The organism is Candidatus Methylacidiphilales bacterium (genome assembly GCA_028713655.1).
Taxonomy (GTDB): Bacteria; Verrucomicrobiota; Verrucomicrobiia; order Methylacidiphilales; family JAAUTS01; genus JAQTNW01.
In genome coordinates, this window is record JAQTNW010000016.1 from 51,777 (window position 1) to 68,953 (window position 17,177).

Genomic DNA, 17,177 nt, shown 5'->3' on the forward strand with positions numbered 1-17,177 from the left:
GCTATACCAAATTGTAAATAATGTCAATTATTTTACCGCTGTAACGGTAATATATAATTTATTAAACTATTTATGCTTACAATTTGGAAGCAATTGTATAAATAATGCCGTTATAGCAGTATAATTAATGAAAGGACTGTCTAAAACAAGGCTGAATTATTTCACTATAGGATGATTGGTCAACACCACGCGCGTGCCGCTGGTGGAAAAGGGCTTCATTTGTCCGGGCGCGAGCGAGAGCCGCTTTTCCCATACCGCCGCCGCCGACTGCTCAATAATCAAAAAAACCTGGCGCGGCGAATCCCATGCGGCTTTCAAGGAATCATCCTGCAAATACAATTCGCGGCCCAAGCCGAGGTTGCGGGTCGCATATTCGTAGTTGAGCGGGACGCCGTACCAATACACCTGCCGGTTCAGGTAAAAGAAGAGGCTGGAGGCGAGGTTGGGATAGCCATCGTACACCACCATGGCGTCCGGTTGCGCCACCGATTCGATTTTAACCGCCGAGTTCTCCATCGAGAAAAAATCCTGCTTCACCGCAAATCCGCGGACTGCCATGAAATACGGAACCAGCATCGACAGCATCAGGACCGCGAAGGCAGGCGCCAGTTTCCTGCGCCAAACGAGCCAGAGACCGGCCACACCACCTAACAACAAGCTCAGCGATGTATTCCGGATCAGAGGCATGAAATCCAGCCAGGCGCCCATTGAAAATCCCTGCAATGCCGTCAACAAATGATCCCGCTCGACCAGCGGCGTGACCGCAGCTGCGGTTTCCTGCGAACGCGTCACCAACCACAACACAAAGCCCGCGCCCGCAAGCCCCGCGGCGAGGAGACAAACAAAAGGCAGGAAATACCAAACCCGCGCCTGGGGCCGGGGCTCCACCACCGCGAACGCAAGCAACAAGGTCAGCACCGGCCAGCCCGCCATGGTGTAATAATCCTGCCGGGCCGAAGTCATGGATGTCAGCAGAATGACCAAAAAGGCACCCCCCAGAAACATACGGCTAAATTTCCAGAGCTCCGGATCTTTCGGTACATGCGACTTCAAAGAAACAAGCGCGGCCGGCAACAGCAACATGCCCGGCATAAGCATGAAAAAATGTTGCAAGACAAAGACCAACAAACCGACCTGATTGCTGCTGGGGGGCCAGCGTTTGTCCACCGCATGGCCAAGTTGTTCGTTGATGAAATGGTCCTGGATGAATCCGGGACAACGCAATTGCATCAGCCCATACCAGGGCAGCAAAATGACCGCAATAATCAACGGCCCTTCCACGCTCAAGAAGGCCTTCCAAAAAGGCCGCGAATTTTTGTCCCACAGCGCGGACACCGCAACCGCCAGCAACGGCCACAGTGCGCCGTGTAATCCCTTGCACATGGAGCCCACCCCCATGAACACCCAGGCCAGCCGCGTCCAAAACACCCTGTTTTCCGGCATTTGCCACGCGCGCAGCATGGCCCAGAAAGTCAGGGTGATAAAAAGCGCGAGAAACACTTCCGGCATGATCACATGGGTGAAAACAAAAAAACCGCAGGAAGAAGCCAGCAAGAGCGCGCCTGCCAGCCCGAAACGGCGCCCGCCCACGGCCCGGCCCAGCAGATAGACTGAAAAAACCCAGGCAACCGTGGCCAATGCCACCGGCAGGCGTACCCCAAATTCCGATTTTCCAAAAACGGACATGCCGGCCATGAGGCACCAATAAACCAGGGGAGGTTTTTGAAGGCGGGGGAGCTGGTTGTTGGTGGGCAGCAGCCAGTCGCCCCGAGCCAGCATTTCGCGGGCTGCGCCGCTGTACTGGCCCTCGGTTTCGTCATAAACCACCGGTTCAAAGCTTCCGGCGATAAAAACAATAGACAGTAAGGCAAATATCAGCAGCACGTTCCAACGGCTGCCGAAAACAAATACGCCCCCTTTTCCCATTTCCGGCAACTCAACCGGACTGGCGCGGAATTCATGCATGCGAAAATCATCCCTTATCTATTTATTCAAGCCGCCAAACGCTAACCGACCGGCAATTGTAGAAGCAAGCAAATTGAACACGATTGAGATTGCCGCGGGAAGATTCATCCCATAAATAACGTCCCATGAAAGAACGTTTTCGCGCGCCGGTCCTTTTTGCGGCCATTCTATTTATACTCCCGGCAACCTGCCCCCTGGCTTCCGGGGAGGAATCCTGGCAGGCCGTCAAAAGCTATTCGTACATCGATCCCGCGACGCCCCAGGACCTGGCAGGCGGAGAAATCCGCGGCAACCATGTACCCATGGAAGGCCTGGCCCTGAACATGGATGTGGAGACCTGCTATGTCCTGGCCCTGCCTCCCGACAAAGTCATCGAACGCATCCGCGACTTGAAACGTCCCAAGAATGACACCGGCGACAAAACACTCGGCGCCAGCATTGACCACCGTGTTTCCAATCCGGCAACGCGGAGTGACCTTCAGGATTTCTCGGTTCAAAACATTGCCCAATGGAGTTTCTTCGGCGGCGGCGGCGGACTGGCCGACACCACCCAGCTCAACCTGGACCAGGAAGAAAAACAAAAAGTGGCGGAGGCATCCACGGAAAAAAATGCGGACAAATCCGCCGTCAGCGCGGCTTGGAAAGAAATCCTGTTACAGCGGGCTCTTGCCTTCCAGAAAAAGGGGCTGATGGGCTCGGATCCGTACCAAACCGGCAACGACAAATTCGAGCCCGGTCCGGAACTGGTGGTCATGCTGAAAAAGCGCGGCCCTGTGCTGAACCGTTTTCTCGGCGTGCTGGACGGCGTCATGAGCGGGCGACAGGTTCCCAACAGCCTCGACCCGGTGTACTACTGGGAAAGCTCCAGCATCCAGGGGGACCAAACCATCGCGCTGGCCGCAAATTTTGTCCAAACCGGGGCAAGCTACAAGTCGGCTGAAATCACCTACTACGTTTCCTCCAAATACTACATTTCGCTTACCTTGTCCGAATTTTTTCCGGTGCAAATCAACGGCAAAACCCGGACTTTTGTGTGGAGAAGCGATTTTGTCATCACCCCGTCCATTGGATTTGCCAAAGGCATCGAACGGATGGCGGCTGAAAACATCATGTTGATCGAGGTGAAACGGTCGATCCGCAATTTCATGGAGGAATGCTCCAAGGCGGCGGGCAGTTGACCGGGATGCCGTGCGGTATGGAATACCGGCGCAAAATCCAACCGCCTTATTTCGCCTTCAACACTTTTTGCAGTACGGCCAGAAGCATGACAGGGCTGTAGGGTTTTGTTAAAATCTCCCTAACACCCTGTTTCTTCAGCTCATCCGCATTCAAATCCTCAACCTGCCCGCTGCAAACGACGATTTTCACCTTGGAATCCGTTTTTTTCAGTTTCGCAATCAAATCCATTCCGTCCATCTGCGGCATGATCAAATCGGCAAACACAGCCTTGATTTTGGATCGGCGGGACTTGAACAAGGAAAGCGCTTCAATACCATTCGCGGCCAGCAACACTTCATACCCGTATTTTCTCAACACGCGCCCGGTCACATCCCGAATGCCCGCTTCATCGTCCACCACAAGGACCAGTTCCCCTTTACCCCGCTGCGGAGGCTCGTTTGACATCTGATCGGATGGGATTGGCGCATTCAGCGCGGGGAAATAAACCCTGAACTGGGTTCCCTGCCCCACCTTGCTGTCCACCAGAATCAAACCGTCGTGGTTGCGGACAATGCCGAGCACCGTCGATAGCCCCAACCCTGTGCCTTTGCTGGATTCCTTGGTGCTGAAAAAGGGGTCGAAAATACGATCCAAATCGCTGTGCGAAATGCCGGTGCCGGTGTCCGAAACCAGCCAGACCAGATGAGGCCCCGGTTTGGCGTTTGGAGTTGTGGCGGCAAAATTTTCATCCAGGACAACATTTTCAGCCGCCAGGGTAAGCACCCCGCCCTTCGGCATCGCGTCCCGGGCGTTGACGCAAAGATTCATCAACACCTGGTGGAGCTGCGTGATGTCTCCTTCCATGTTCCAGAGATCATTGGGGATGGAATGTTTCAACGTGATGGACTTGGGGAATGTTTCGCGGATGATCTGGGCAATCTCCTGAAGGATATAGTTTGTTTGCAGGGGGACACGCTCGCTTGGGACGCCGCGGGAAAAAGTCAGGATTTGCTTGATGATCGCGGCCCCGCGTTTGGCGCTGTTCTCCATCGCGCTCATCAGGGTCTTCAACTCCTCGCTTTTCAGTTCCTCGCGCAGCATGGGAATCCCCATCAGTATTGGCGCTAGTATATTGTTTAAATCATGGGCGATCCCGCCCGCCATCTGCCCGACGCTTTCCAGGCGCTGGGCCCGCAGAAACCGGGCCTCCAGGCGCTTCTGATCCGTGATATCGGAAAAAACAGCCATGGAAGATGTGGCTTTGCCCTTGGCGTCATACAGGGGCGCGACGGAAATACGCAGGTTCAAGTCGGCCCCATCTTTGCGCTGGCGCACGATTTCCAGCCCCTGAATATGTTCGCCTGACATAACCCGCCTCAAAAGATTCTCGAACTCGGCGCGTTTTGCCTGATTCACAGTGGGTGGAGGCCCTCCAATCGCTTCTGAAGCCGTCCAGCCAAAAACACGCACGGCCGCGGGATTCCACAAAGTTACGAAACCCCGGCTGTCCAAAACAACCGACGCCAGGGGAGAGTCCTCGAATAGAGCCCTCAACTGTCCATTGAGCGCCCTGAGTTTTTCTTCACTCTGCTTGCGCTCCGTAATGTCCTGTTTGATGGAAATGAAGTGGGTAATATCGCCCCTGTCATTCAAAACCGGCGTGATGGTATTTTCCTCCGTATAGAGCGTCCCGTCCTTGCGCCGGTTCACCATCTCCGCATGCCAGACTTTCCCGGCAAGCACAGTCTCCCACAGTTCCTTGTAAAAAGCTTCGTCATGCACGCCGGATTTCAGGAGATTGGTCTTCTGATTTTTTGCCTCTTCAAGCGCGTACCCGGTCAGACGGGTAAACGCCGGATTTACCCAAATAACCCTGGCCTCGCGGTCCGTGATAACCACGGCGTTCGACGCATGCTGCAATGCCGCGCTTAACAACTTCAATCCCGACTCCACCTCGACGCGCTGCTGGCGTTCCTTGATTTCCCGCATGGCGCGCAAGACGGCCGGCGCGAGGCGGTTCAAGCGTTGCTTCAACACGTAATCAGTCGCCCCATTGATGAGGGCGTCCACAACCAGCTCTTCGTTCATCGATCCCGAATAAAAAATAAAGGGGATTTCCGGCCGCAGGTTTTTTACCGCCTTCAGGGCGGACATGCCGTCGTAACCCCGCAGCGAATAATCGGCAAGAATCAAGTCGGGATTGAATTTCCGGAGTTGCTCCAGGAAATCAGACTCTGTGAAAACCCACTTGTTATCAGCGTCAATTCCGGCCTCGCGCAGTTTCTGAATAACCAGTTCAGCGTCCGCCGCCTCGTCCTCCAGCATTAAAATGTGAAGTTTCGCGCTCATTTCATTGCACAGCAGCGCAAGCGTCCCGTTGAATGATAAAAACCGCCTGCGGCGGTCTGGGCGGAGATGGATTCGAACCATCGAAGGCGTGAGCCAGCAGATTTACAGTCTGCCCCGTTTGGCCACTTCGGTATCCGCCCGAAGGAAATAAAATATTAGAGACTTCGCGCATAGACGTCAACCCGTCAGCTCCCTTTGAAGAAAAAACCCTCAAATCCTATATCCCAGGCAGGGCAATTTGGCGATGAAAATCAAAATTGCTTCAGAAACCGGATGTCGTTCTCGTAAAACAGGCGCAGGTCCGGGATGCCGTGCCGCAGCATGGCCATCCGCTCCACTCCCATGCCAAAAGCAAACCCGGTGTAACGCTCGGAATCAATCCCGACGCTTTGAAACACAGCCGGATCCACCATGCCGCAACCGCAAATCTCCAGCCATTCCCGGCCCTTCACGCTCGAGCCGGCACGGGCCATGTCGATTTCAAAACTCGGTTCGGTGAACGGGAAAAAATGCGGCCGGAACCGCACTTTGGTGTCGGCGCCCATGAACTCCTTGAAAAAATATTCCATCGCGCCTTTCAGGTCGCGCAGGGTGATTCCCTCATCCACGACCAGGCTTTCAATCTGGTGGAAAAATACACCGTGTGTGGCGTCGATTTCATCCCGGCGATAACAACGTCCGGGCGCAATAATCCGGATCGGCGGCTTTTGGTTTTCCATCGTCCGTATCTGCACGGTGGAAGTCTGTGTGCGAAGCAGGTAGCGCCCGTATTTAGGGTCTGCGGGATGATCCACATAAAAAGTGTCCTGCTCGTTGCGGGCCGGATGGTCCGCCGGCGTGTTCAACGCGTCGAAATTGTAAAACTCCGTCTCCATCTCGGGCCCGTCCGCAAGCGCGAAACCCATGCGCCGAAAAATCGAAACGATCCGGTCAATCGTCTGATGCACAACATGGGGCGTGGCGCAGGGCAACGGGCGGCCCGTCAGGCTGGTATCTTCCGGCTGGCCGTGGGAGACGCCGCCAAAGGACTGCTTTTTGAGATCAAAGGCGTCGTTGATCTGTTTTTTTACTAAGTTTGAACTCTTGCCGGCTTCAGGCCGTTGTTCCTTGGGGACGTCCTTGATTTTTTCAAGGACAGCCGGGAGCAATCCCTGTCGGCTGAGATATTTGACCCGCCAGGCCTCCAAAGCAGCCGCGTCCTGCACCCCCCCGATTTCGGCCAGGGCCTGCTCCTTCAACTGTTGCAGTTCCTCGATCATGGAATAAAAACGCCGCCGGACTGCGGAGTACGGCGGCGTTGAAAAATCTAAAAGACCGGTCTCAGTTCTTGGCCAGTTTGACCACTTCCTGAAATGCGCCCGGCTCGCTCACCGCCAGATCCGCCAGGATCTTGCGGTCGATTTCCACCTTGGCCGTCTTCAGTCCGGCAATGAACTTGCTGTAGGTCAGGCCGAATTCCCTGACAGCCAGACCGATGCGGGTGTTCCACAACATGCGGAAGTTGCGCTTGCGCGTCTTGCGGTCGCGGTAGGACCAATATTTGGCTTTTGTGGTGGCATCTTTGGCGTAACGAAACAGCTTGCTCCGGTTGCCGCGGAATCCTTTGGCCGAACTCACGACGCGTTTGCGTCGTTCACGTGAGGCGGCTGCATTTGTTGCTCTGGGCATAATCTCTCCTTTAAATCGTGGAAAAGCGGAAAATTAAAGAGAAGACTCAGCTAAATGGCAAGCACAGTTTCATCCGCGGCGTGTCGGCCGCGGATACCATCGCGCGCTTGGCCAAATGGCGTTTGCGTTTGCGATTCTTGCTGGCTGCCAGGTGGCGGCGTCCGGCCTTGCTCATTTTTAGTTTTCCGCTGGCCGTCAATTTGAACCGTTTGGCCACGGCTTTCTTTGTTTTTGCTGAACTTCCTTTGCGCATTGGATCCGTCTTTCTATTGATTACTCTGTGGCGGAATCTGCTCCGCCTTCTTCTTCTTCGTCAAATTCCGTGTCACTTTCCTTCGTGAATTTCCTCGCCCTTTTATTAAGCGGGAGGGGAGTTAACATCAAATTGATGTTCCTGCCAATTAATTTCGGCTCGGCATCGGCCAGCCCCACATGTTCCAGATCCTTCCGGATGCGGGCCACCAGCTCCTTTCCGAGGTCCTGATGCTGCATTTCCCGGCCGCGGAACACCAACATGCATTTGGCCTTCATCCCCCGGAAAAGAAAGGTTTCCGCATGGCGCAGCTTGGTGTCGTAATCGTGCCCGTCTATATTGACGTGAAACTTCAGCTCCTTGACCTTGGCGGCCGCATTTTGTTTGCGCGCCTCCTTGTCCCGCTTGGAAAGTTCGTAGCGGTATTTGCCGTAATCCAGGATTTTGCAGACCGGCGGGCGCGCTTTGGGGCTTACCTCCACCAGATCCAGGTTATGCTTGCGCGCCTGGATCAGGGCGGTGCTGACTTCCATCAGCCCCAGCGAATGGCCGTCCGGCCCGATGACCAGGACTTCCCTGGCGCGGATGCGGTTGTTGATTCTCAGTTGGAACGGGTGAATAGCGGATCTCCTGTTTGATTTTATGAATTCAAAATGTCCTGCAAAACGGGCGGGGCATCTGAAAAGAAAAAGCCGGACACGGGCGGAAGGAGGGAAAACATAGACACAACTACAGCAATCCGTTGGTAAACGGCCTGGCTGTTGGATCCCTGAAATTCATACTTGTCCATTGTTGAGATATTTCAGGGCATGACGCAAGACCAATTTTCCATGCTTTCCGCATTTCGGGTGGCCCCACGGGCAAAATCGTGAAATAGTAGGCATCCGACACCATGAATATTTCCCTCATTGGATACGGCATTATCGGCCAGGCTTGGGCCCAACACTACCAGGCCGACGGCCACACGCTCAAAATCTGGAACCGCAGTCCCAAAACCGTCCCCGGGTATGAGCCCAACCTGCCCAAGGCCGTCGCAGGCGCCGACGTCATCCATATTGTGGTGGCAGATCCGCCCGCCGTCCTGGAAATTTTCACTCAAATCCTTCCGGTTCTGACCCGTTCCATGTTGATCCTGCAATCCAGCACGATTTCCCCGGAAAGTTCCGAATCCTTCAGGCGCATGGTGGAACAGTCCGGGGCCTCCTATGTCGAAGCCCCCTTCACCGGCAGCAAACCCGCCGCCGAAAAGCGGGAAAATGTGTTTTTTCTCGGAGGCAGCGCTGAAGCAAAGCAGCGCGCGCGCTCAGTCCTGCAACCCTTGAGCAAAGCCATCTTTGATCTCGGCGACAACCGCCAGGCTTCCACCGTCAAGCTCGCCATGAACCTGCAGATCGCCGCCATCTGCCAGGCTCTCTCGGAAGGGCTCGAAATGTCCCGCCGGGCCGGTATTCCAGATCCCGTTTTTTTTGATGTTCTGGCCCAAAATGTCGCCCGTTCCGGTGTCAGTGATCTAAAAAAAGACAAACTTTCAACCGCTGAATTCAGCCCCCAGTTTTCCATCAAGCACATGCACAAGGACCTCAGGCTCGCGCTGGACTCCGCTCCCGCATCCACGCTGCCACTCACCCGGCGCGTCTGTGAAATTTATACACAGGGTATGGACCAAGGCTGGGGCGACCTCGATTTCTCGGCCTTGATCCGGCTGCTGGTGGTCCATACGCCATGAGATGACGGGCTGGTTGTGTGCAAAACAGCCCGTCCCCGCGGCGCATAGACCCCCAAAAGGCTGAAGTTCCCCATTCCTGCGGATGTAGCATCCCATGTGCTTCGACGCAAAAATTCAAAAAGGGATAAAAAGTGTTTTATGCAAACTCAATATTTGTAACATAATCGACATGGTAAAGCCTTTGTTGAAATTGAAATCCGCCATCCTGCTGACCGCCTGCCTGGCCCTCCTCTGTGTAAACCAAGTTCGGGGGGAAGACGCCACAAGCTCGGCCAAATCGGCGTTTGAATCCTTCCAGGCCGGTAAAATGGATGAAGCCGCACAAAAGCTCACCCAACTGATCCAGCAATATCCCACCAGCTTCGAAGTCCCCAATGCCCGCTATCTGTTGGGTGTAATTGATTGTTTGTTGGGAAAATACAGTGACGCCATTCCATATCTGTCCGACAGCAAGAACTTCGATAAAGCCACCATCCCCCAGGCGGCTTATTATCTCGGCATTGCCTATTACGGAGCCGGCGATTACAACAAGGCTTCCGAAGCCCTGGACAAGGCCTACACCGCCCTGACAGACCCAAAAACCGCCATCACCGCTGAATCCAAGGAATTGGCGCCGTATGCCTTGTTTTACTATGCGCAAGCCAAACTCGGATTCGCGGCGAAAAATTTCGCAACCCAGGAAGCCGCCGCCGTCAAAGCGGTGGACGACGGCTCGGCCAAAATCAAGGAACTAACCGACAAATTCCCCGACAGCGACATTGTTACCGATGCGTTGATGGCCAAATCCAGCATGTTGGGCGTTATCGGCAAATACGCCGAAGCCGTCCAAATCCTGGAAGCACTCACCAAGCGCAAGGGCATCGAAGACATGGCCGAAGACATCGACTTCGCCCTCGGCCACATGCTAACACTCCAATATAACAAGCTGCGGGAGGATTTTAAATACGACGAGGCGGCGGAAATCATCGAACGCGCCCAGCAAACCTATGAGCACCTGAGCAAAAGCGAAAATCTAGTTCTGGCAAATCGCGCGGCTTTCGAGCTGGCCAATCTGAATTTTGACCTTGCCACCCTTGCCCCCGCGGAATCCCGGACGGACGCCTTCATGAAGGCGATTGATTCCTACCGCCATCTGAGCAGCAAATCGGACATCGAAGCCAACCAAAAGCAGCGCATTGAGGAAATCCGCCAAAAAATCGGCGGGGCCGCCGGCAACAAAGCCCAGGTGAACACCCTCACACGGTCGTTGCAGCGCGAACAACAAAAATTGGCGGAGGTTCAACAAAATCCGGATCAAGCCACCGACGCGCTGCTGCAAATCGGCCTTTGTTATATGCAGCTCAGGAAATACGACGAGGCACGGGTCGTTTTACGGCACGCGCAACAATTCGCCCGCAAGGACCAGCAAAAGCAGTTGACCGTACAATTGATCATCACCTACGCGCTGCAGGGCCAGAGCAGTGCCGCGGAAAAGCATTTCGCGGAGTTCAAACAAAAGTTTCCAAATGATCCCGAGACAAAAAATGTTCCTTATTTTCTCGGCATCGCGTTGAAGCAGCAGGAAAAGTACGAGGATGCGCTGAAGCGGTTCGATGACTTTCTCAAAGATGCGCCTCCCAACAGCCCCTACGTGGTGCGGGTGCCCCAGGAAAAGGCCGGAATCCTAATCGCGCTCAAAAGGACCGACGAAGCGATCAAGGCCTTTGACGACTTTCTCAAGGACGCCGAAACCGGCAAAATAAAAATATCGCCGGAAGAAACGGAAAACGCCAGGCACCTGCGGGCAATCGCTCTTCTTCAGGGCAACAAAATCCCCGAGGGACTGGCCGCCATGCAGGATTTGAGCAAAAACGCAAAGAACAGCCGCTTGCGCGAGGACGCCGCCTTCCAGGTCCCCAACATCCTGTTCAACGCCAAGAAACCGGACGAGGCTTTCGCGGAATATCAAAACTTCCTCAAGGCTTATCCGCAGTCGGACAACGCCCCGAAAGCCGCCTACTACATGGCCGCCTGCCTGAAAAGCCAGAAAAAAATCCCGGAAGCGCTGGAAGCCTACGCCGCCTTCATCAAAAACTACAACAACGACGACCTGAAGCTGAAGGCCCATGAACAAATCTGGGGCATTTACCAGTCGTCCAACGAATATGAAAAAATGGTTGAGGCGCAAAACAAACAGATGGCCGCATTTCCAAATTCGGAACGCAATCTGTACGCCTACTACCAAAGAGCCCGGTATCTGGAGGAAGTCTCGAAGAAACCGGACGAATCCGTGGAAGCCTACCTGAAAGTAGTGGAAGCGTTCAATGCATTGCCCGCAAGCATGCGGGAAGGGGAAGCCGGCCGCAAAAATTCCATCTACCCAACCACTGCGCTGCTCCATTGTTTCGACATTTACCGCAAACAGGCTGTCCACCTTGGAAATCCTCTCATCCTCAAGGGCGCCGAACTCGAAGCCTGGAAAACGTCCATCGAGAAAGCCTACCGCTATTGCGACCGCCTGCTCCAGGAATACGGCATGGCCCTCTACACATCCGCTCAACCCGGCCAGGTTAATTCCCTCGGAACCACCCTGCAACGCATGACGGAACTCCAGCTTCTGCGCGTGAAAGGCAAACTCACCAGCGCCGGTGACGCCACCACCTATTTCAGCAAACTGGCCGGCTCTCTCAACGATGATGGCGCTGTGGCACTGGTCATGATCGCCCGCGCCGGATTTGTTTACCAAGCCGGCGATACCGAGCAGGCCCTGAGTTTCTACCGGGATATTTTTGGGAAATTCAGCGACCCGAAAAACGAAAATGCGAGCGACCCGAAAAAAATCGCCTGGCAGGAATATGACCGTTATGGCTCCCTGCTGCTGGACAACAAGGACTGGGACACGGCCCTGAAAATCTACCAGGTGCTGAAGGACGCCTTTCCCGACGTTCTACGGGCACAGGCTTCCGCCGTCTATGGATTGGGCGCCTCATATACCGGCAAGGGCGAGCTCGCAAAGGCCGAGGATCTGTTCAAGGAACTGGGTGAAAAATACAAATGGTCGGAAAAAATCCTCGATGCAAACTTCAACCGCGGACTGGCCCAGCGGGAAAAGGGCAACTACGCAGAGGCGTTTAAAATCTGGAAGGATGTCATGGCCAACCAACGCTCCACAAATGTGGACGAGGTCAAGGCACGCACCATGGTGGAATTTGGAAAGACACTGAAACTCATGGCCGACAAAAACCTCACGACATCCGAAACCAAACTGCCCGACGGCAAGGAAATCCCCATTTATGAACTCGCGGCCAATTACTGCCTCAAGGCCTATTTGTTCTATGCCAATCAAAGTGATGTGGTTCCGGAAGGCCTGTACACGGCCATTCAAATTTACACCACCAAACTGCAGAAGTTTCAGAATTCGGATAAAAATCCAAAAACCGAGGCCAGGGCTCTTTTTGACAAAATGAGCGAAAGCTATTCCACCTCGCCCTGGACCTCCAAAGCCCAGGAACTATTACGGTAAGTTCTCCCTGACAAGGGGAAAGACAGGGGGGGTTGGCGCTTGCGGTTAAATCCCGGTTTCAAGTTCGCCACTGCGAATCCGTCCTGTGGCGAATTTTCAGTGTTCAGTTTCAAGCCCCGCCGAAGTTGGGAGTATGATTAAGAGTTGGAGATAGAGTTAGAGAAAGAGCAGTTGCAATTTAACCTTACTTTTTCTTTTCGCGTGTTTCGCGGGCAAGACTTTGTGGCTTGGCGTTAAATGCTTTTATGCATCCGCCACGCCAATCCTGGGGCAGATCCGTTTCAGTTCGCAATGCGCGCAGTCCGGATTCCTGGCCGCGCAGCGCCGCCGCCCATGCCAGATCAACAGGTGTGAGAAAAGTCCCCAGTCTCCCTGTGGAACCAACGGCAGCAGCGCGTTCTCCACTTTCACAGGGTCGCTCTCGGAGGTGAGTCCGAGCCGCCGCACAAGACGCCCCACATGGGTGTCCACCACAATCCCCGCCTGGATTCCATAAGCATTGCTGAGCACCACGTTGGCGGTTTTGCGGCCCACGCCCGGCAGCGCTTGCAGTTCCTCCATGCTTCGCGGGACCTGGCCTTTGTATTTTTCCACCAAAATACGGCAGCACTCGCGGATGTTTTTTGCCTTGTTGCGGTAAAAGCCCGTCGAATGCACCAACGCCTCCAGTTCGGCAGGCTCGGCCCCGGCATAGGCCTCTGCGGACGGATAGCGGGCAAAAAGCCGGGGCGTCACGCGATTGACCCGGACGTCGGTGCATTGGGCCGAAAGTATCGTGGCCACCAACAATTCCAGCGGCGTACGATAGTCCAATTCGCAATGCACGTCCGGATAGGTTTTTTTGAGTATTTCAATCTGGCGTGCCGCACAGGAAGCCAAAGCGGTTTTGCTGGCCTTAGACATCCCGGCATTCTATAGTCTGTGGCAATTCATTCCACAAAAATGGTTTTTTGTGCGGCTTCTGTGCCACGGGGTCTTCCCGGAAGGAATCCGGAGTAAAATTAGTTTGTCCATTGCGCGAAACTTTGGTTAAACGCTCGTTTGCTTTGGCGTCCATCCGGGCGCGGAAGCAACCAACAAGGAGAAAACAGCTTTGAAAATCGGCCTTTTATTTTCCGGCCAGGGAGCCCAGCACGTGGGCATGGGTAAAGATTTGGTCGAATCGTACCCCGAGGCTGCAGCTCTGTTTCAAGAGGCGGATGAACTGTTGAAAAACGGATTTTCCGAAATCTGCTTCGAGGGTCCGGAAGAACGCCTGACCGATACCAGTTACTGCCAGCCTGCGCTTTTTGTACACGGCCTCGCCCTGCTGGCCGCCCTGAAAAAGGAGCGTCCCAACCTGCACATTCATGCCGCTGCGGGCCTTTCGCTGGGCGAATTCACAGCACATACCGCCGCCGGACATTTTAATTTTGCTGACGGCCTGAACCTGGTCGCCCACCGCGGACGCTTGATGCATGAGGCCTGCCAAAAGACTCATGGAGGCATGCTTTCGTTGATCGGCGCCACACCGGAACAGGCCCAGTTGCTGGCCGCCGAAACCGGCCTGGAGGTCGCCAATTACAATTGCCCCGGCCAAATCGTGCTGTCCGGCGAAATGGAAAAAATCCGCTTTGCCGCTGAAAAAGGCAAGGATCTGGGGCTGAAACGCGCCCTCCCTCTGAACGTCGCCGGAGCCTATCATTCGCGCCTCATGAAATCGGCCCAGGAAGGCCTCAAACCCTTTATTGATGCCGCCAACCTTCACGCGTCCGATATCGCCGTTTACAGCAACGTGCTCGGTAAACGGGTCTGCGGCGAAACCGAAATCCGCGAAACGCTGCTCCAACAGGTGACCGGCAGCGTACGCTGGCAAAACTGCGTGCAGGAAATGATCCAATACGGCGTCACCCAGTTCATCGAGCTGGGGCCCGGCAAGGTCCTCGCAGGCATGTGCAAGCGCATCGACAAGGAAATTCAGTGCCTGAGCATCGGCACCCTGCACGAACTCATGGGAGCCCTTCATGAAATTAAATAATCAAGTCGCCATTGTCACAGGCGCCAGCCGTGGAATCGGAAAAGCCGTCTCCCTGGCATTGGCGCGAGAAGGTTGCCATATCGCCGGCATCGCCCGCAGCGAATCCTCGGCCAACGCCATTGCCGAGGAGGTCAGGGCCCTCGGTGTCAAATATTCCGGCTACGGAACGGATGTCTCCTCGTCCGCATCCGTCAACGAAACGGTGGAAAAAATCCACAAGGATTTCGGCCAGATTGACATCCTCATCAACAACGCCGGCATCACCCGCGATACGCTTCTCATCCGCATGAGCGACGAGGATTGGGACTCGGTCCTGCAGACCAACCTCAAGGGGGCCTTTAACTGGACCCGGGCGGCGGCCAAAATCATGATCAAGGCGCGCAAAGGCCGGGTTGTGAACATCGGCTCGGTCATCGGCCTTCACGGGAACGCCGGGCAGGCCAATTACGCCGCCGCCAAGGCAGGTTTGATCGGTTTCAGCAAATCCGTCGCCAAGGAACTGGCGGGCCGAAATATCGCCTGCAACGTCATTTGCCCCGGTTTTATACAAACCGATATGACTCATGATCTTGCGGAAGAGTTGAAGCAGAAGCTGTTGGAACAAATCCCTCTGAAACGCCTCGGCGAGGCCCGCGACGTGGCTGAACTGGCGCTATTCCTAAGCGGCTCCGAATCAAGCTATATCACAGGCCAGGTCTTTACAGTGGATGGGGGCTTGTTTATCTAAAAATAATTCTCCTCTCTGTGAAGTTTTTAGTTGCCAAAGGAAGCCCGGCCACCATAAATACGGTGGACTATAGAGAAATGAACCTAAATTAAGGCAGGAGCAAACGATGTCCGAAAAACCTATCGAAGAAAAAGTAAAAGAAATTATTGTCGAACAATTGAGCGTGAACCCCGAACAGGTCACCCCGGAAGCCAAATTCATTGAGGATTTGGGAGCCGATTCACTCGATGTCGTCGAACTCGTCATGGCATTTGAAGAGCAGTTTTCCATTGAAGTTCCCGATGAAGACGCCGAAAAGCTGACCAGTGTTGGCGATGTAATCAAATACATTGAAGAAAAACAGGAAAGCAAATAGGAACGGATTTCTTTTTTGACAAGAGGGCACCCGCCACGGGTGCCCTTGTCTTTTCATGAGCCAACGACGTGTAGTAGTGACCGGCATGGGGGTGGTTACCCCCCTCGGCAATGACCTGCCAACTTTCTGGAATAACATCCTGGAATCCAAAAGCGGCGTCAGTACCATTACCACATTCGACACCACCCTGTTCGCCACCAAAATCGCCGGACAGGTCAAGAATTTCACTCCAACCGACTTCTTCAAAAACCCCAAGGACGCCCGGCGCTGCGACCGCTATACCCAATTGGCGTTTGCAGCCGCCAAAGAAGCCTACGCCAATGCCGGACTGGGCAGCACATCGCTTAATCCGGAACGTTGCGGCATTATCTTCGGATCCGGTATCGGAGGCCTGCAAAGCCTCGAAGACCAGCACGGCACCCTGAAAGATCGCGGACCGAACCGGGTCTCCCCATTCATGATCCCGATGATGATCAGCAACATCGCATCAGGCCTCCTTGCCATCGAATATAATTTCCAGGGCCCCAGCTTTGCCATCGTCACCGCCTGTGCCACCGCCAGCCATTCCATCGGCGAAAGCTGGCGCCTGATCAAGGACGACGAAGGGGATGTCTTCATCACCGGCGGCAGTGAGGCTGCGGTTGTTCCCATCGGACTCGGCGGATTCAGCGCCATGAAGGCCATCAGCACCCGCAATGACCAACCCGAACGCGCTTCCCGCCCCTTCGACAAGGGCCGCGACGGATTTGTGCTGAGCGAAGGCGCCGGAGTCATTGTCCTGGAAGAACTGGAGCACGCAAAAAAGCGAGGAGCAAAAATTTACGGCGAAATCGTCGGCTACGGCGCCACCACGGACGCCTACCACATGACCAGCCCCGCTCCCGGAGGCGCAGGGGCCGCCCGGGCGATGAAACGCGCCCTCCAGCTCGCCAACCTAAACCCGTCGGACATCCAATACATCAATGCCCATGGCACATCCACGCCCCAGGGGGATATTTGCGAGACCCAGGCCATCAAATCCGTCTTTGGAGACAAGGCAAAAAATGTGTGGGTCAGTTCAACCAAATCCATGATCGGCCATCTTCTGGGGGCCGCAGGCTCCGTCGAACTGGCCGTCTGCCTCAAAGCCATCGAAACCGGCAATGTCCCGCCCACCATCAACCTGGAAGATCCGGACCCGGAATGCGACCTGGACTACGTCCCCAACACCGCCCGCTCCGGTAAAATCAACGCCATCATGAACAATTCTTTCGGGTTCGGCGGACATAACGCTTGCATTATAGCGAAAAAGTTTGTTTGATATCCGGCTGCTTTCCAGAAGGCGCTATGAAAACCGATACACATCCTCAATACGAAGTAACCACCATCACGTGCGCCTGCGGGGCCGTTTACACAACCCGCTCCACACGCGAAACCCTCCGCATCGGCATCTGCGCCGCCTGCCATCCCTTCTTCAC

The 17,177-nt window shown here is 54.7% G+C and carries 15 protein-coding genes and 1 tRNA gene; 8 read left to right on the plus strand and 8 right to left on the minus strand.

Annotation, left to right across the window (positions count from 1 at the left end; translation table 11 throughout):
- Nucleotides 1–156: 156 nt before the first annotated feature.
- The gene (locus PHD76_07005) at nucleotides 157–1,965 is read right to left on the minus strand and encodes a glycosyltransferase family 39 protein (protein MDD5261584.1); all 1,809 of its coding nucleotides are present in this window, start codon (nucleotides 1,963–1,965) and stop codon (nucleotides 157–159) included.
- A gap of 125 nt (nucleotides 1,966–2,090) precedes the next feature.
- Here PHD76_07005 and PHD76_07010 point away from each other — a divergent pair, with 125 nt between their 5' ends.
- On the plus strand, nucleotides 2,091–3,143 hold the full coding sequence (locus PHD76_07010; protein MDD5261585.1) for a hypothetical protein: 1,053 nt from the start codon (nucleotides 2,091–2,093) through the stop codon (nucleotides 3,141–3,143).
- 46 nt (nucleotides 3,144–3,189) lie between these two features.
- Here PHD76_07010 and PHD76_07015 read toward each other — a convergent pair whose 3' ends face one another.
- From PHD76_07015 to infC, 6 genes are all read right to left on the minus strand, one after another.
- Nucleotides 3,190–5,472 carry a PAS domain S-box protein gene (locus tag PHD76_07015; protein MDD5261586.1) on the minus strand — a complete coding sequence of 761 codons (2,283 nt, stop codon included), beginning with the start codon at nucleotides 5,470–5,472 and terminating at the stop codon, nucleotides 3,190–3,192.
- Between the two features lie 57 nt (nucleotides 5,473–5,529).
- A tRNA-Tyr gene (locus tag PHD76_07020) sits at nucleotides 5,530–5,612 on the minus strand.
- 111 nt (nucleotides 5,613–5,723) lie between these two features.
- Nucleotides 5,724–6,731 carry a phenylalanine--tRNA ligase subunit alpha gene (pheS, locus tag PHD76_07025; GenBank protein MDD5261587.1) on the minus strand — a complete coding sequence of 336 codons (1,008 nt, stop codon included), beginning with the start codon at nucleotides 6,729–6,731 and terminating at the stop codon, nucleotides 5,724–5,726.
- A 61-nt stretch (nucleotides 6,732–6,792) separates the two neighbouring features.
- Nucleotides 6,793–7,140, minus strand: coding sequence for a 50S ribosomal protein L20 (rplT, locus tag PHD76_07030; GenBank protein MDD5261588.1), 348 nt, complete (start codon nucleotides 7,138–7,140; stop codon nucleotides 6,793–6,795).
- A 46-nt stretch (nucleotides 7,141–7,186) separates the two neighbouring features.
- Nucleotides 7,187–7,393, minus strand: a complete 207-nt coding sequence (rpmI, locus tag PHD76_07035; protein MDD5261589.1) for a 50S ribosomal protein L35 — start codon at nucleotides 7,391–7,393, stop codon at nucleotides 7,187–7,189.
- Between the two features lie 20 nt (nucleotides 7,394–7,413).
- Nucleotides 7,414–7,998: a translation initiation factor IF-3 gene (infC, locus tag PHD76_07040; protein MDD5261590.1), complete on the minus strand. Its 585-nt coding sequence runs from the start codon at nucleotides 7,996–7,998 to the stop codon at nucleotides 7,414–7,416.
- A gap of 287 nt (nucleotides 7,999–8,285) precedes the next feature.
- Between infC and PHD76_07045 the strand changes: the two genes are divergently transcribed.
- Entirely contained in the window at nucleotides 8,286–9,119 is an 834-nt protein-coding gene (locus tag PHD76_07045; GenBank protein MDD5261591.1) for an NAD(P)-dependent oxidoreductase, read from the plus strand.
- A gap of 169 nt (nucleotides 9,120–9,288) precedes the next feature.
- Nucleotides 9,289–12,621, plus strand: a complete 3,333-nt coding sequence (locus PHD76_07050) for a tetratricopeptide repeat protein (GenBank protein MDD5261592.1) — start codon at nucleotides 9,289–9,291, stop codon at nucleotides 12,619–12,621.
- 243 nt (nucleotides 12,622–12,864) lie between these two features.
- Here the strand turns inward: PHD76_07050 and nth are convergent, their stop codons facing one another.
- The gene (nth, locus tag PHD76_07055; GenBank protein ID MDD5261593.1) at nucleotides 12,865–13,524 is read right to left on the minus strand and encodes an endonuclease III; all 660 of its coding nucleotides are present in this window, start codon (nucleotides 13,522–13,524) and stop codon (nucleotides 12,865–12,867) included.
- A gap of 190 nt (nucleotides 13,525–13,714) precedes the next feature.
- Between nth and fabD the strand changes: the two genes are divergently transcribed.
- The 5 genes from fabD to rpmE all read left to right on the plus strand — a co-directional run.
- Nucleotides 13,715–14,638 carry an ACP S-malonyltransferase gene (gene fabD, locus PHD76_07060; protein ID MDD5261594.1) on the plus strand — a complete coding sequence of 308 codons (924 nt, stop codon included), beginning with the start codon at nucleotides 13,715–13,717 and terminating at the stop codon, nucleotides 14,636–14,638.
- Nucleotides 14,625–15,365, plus strand: coding sequence for a 3-oxoacyl-[acyl-carrier-protein] reductase (fabG, locus tag PHD76_07065; protein ID MDD5261595.1), 741 nt, complete (start codon nucleotides 14,625–14,627; stop codon nucleotides 15,363–15,365). The genes fabD and fabG overlap by 14 nt, the downstream gene beginning before the upstream one ends.
- A 106-nt stretch (nucleotides 15,366–15,471) precedes the next feature.
- On the plus strand, nucleotides 15,472–15,720 hold the full coding sequence (gene acpP / locus PHD76_07070; protein ID MDD5261596.1) for an acyl carrier protein: 249 nt from the start codon (nucleotides 15,472–15,474) through the stop codon (nucleotides 15,718–15,720).
- Nucleotides 15,721–15,775: 55 nt separating this feature from the next.
- Entirely contained in the window at nucleotides 15,776–17,020 is a 1,245-nt protein-coding gene (fabF, locus tag PHD76_07075; protein MDD5261597.1) for a beta-ketoacyl-ACP synthase II, read from the plus strand.
- A gap of 26 nt (nucleotides 17,021–17,046) precedes the next feature.
- The coding region (gene rpmE / locus PHD76_07080) for a 50S ribosomal protein L31 (GenBank protein MDD5261598.1) at nucleotides 17,047–17,177 on the plus strand (131 nt) is incomplete at its 3' end.

Coding starts and splice junctions, on each gene's coding strand:
- PHD76_07015 (MDD5261586.1), bottom strand. CDS start 5,472: ATGAGCGCGAAACTTCACATTTTAATGCTGGAGGACGAGGCGGCGGAC.
- rpmI (MDD5261589.1), bottom strand. CDS start 7,393: ATGCGCAAAGGAAGTTCAGCAAAAACAAAGAAAGCCGTGGCCAAACGG.
- PHD76_07005 (MDD5261584.1), bottom strand. CDS start 1,965: ATGCATGAATTCCGCGCCAGTCCGGTTGAGTTGCCGGAAATGGGAAAA.
- acpP (MDD5261596.1), top strand. CDS start 15,472: ATGTCCGAAAAACCTATCGAAGAAAAAGTAAAAGAAATTATTGTCGAA.
- PHD76_07050 (MDD5261592.1), top strand. CDS start 9,289: ATGGTAAAGCCTTTGTTGAAATTGAAATCCGCCATCCTGCTGACCGCC.
- pheS (MDD5261587.1), bottom strand. CDS start 6,731: ATGATCGAGGAACTGCAACAGTTGAAGGAGCAGGCCCTGGCCGAAATC.
- rplT (MDD5261588.1), bottom strand. CDS start 7,140: ATGCCCAGAGCAACAAATGCAGCCGCCTCACGTGAACGACGCAAACGC.
- PHD76_07010 (MDD5261585.1), top strand. CDS start 2,091: ATGAAAGAACGTTTTCGCGCGCCGGTCCTTTTTGCGGCCATTCTATTT.
- fabF (MDD5261597.1), top strand. CDS start 15,776: ATGAGCCAACGACGTGTAGTAGTGACCGGCATGGGGGTGGTTACCCCC.
- nth (MDD5261593.1), bottom strand. CDS start 13,524: ATGTCTAAGGCCAGCAAAACCGCTTTGGCTTCCTGTGCGGCACGCCAG.
- fabG (MDD5261595.1), top strand. CDS start 14,625: ATGAAATTAAATAATCAAGTCGCCATTGTCACAGGCGCCAGCCGTGGA.
- PHD76_07045 (MDD5261591.1), top strand. CDS start 8,286: ATGAATATTTCCCTCATTGGATACGGCATTATCGGCCAGGCTTGGGCC.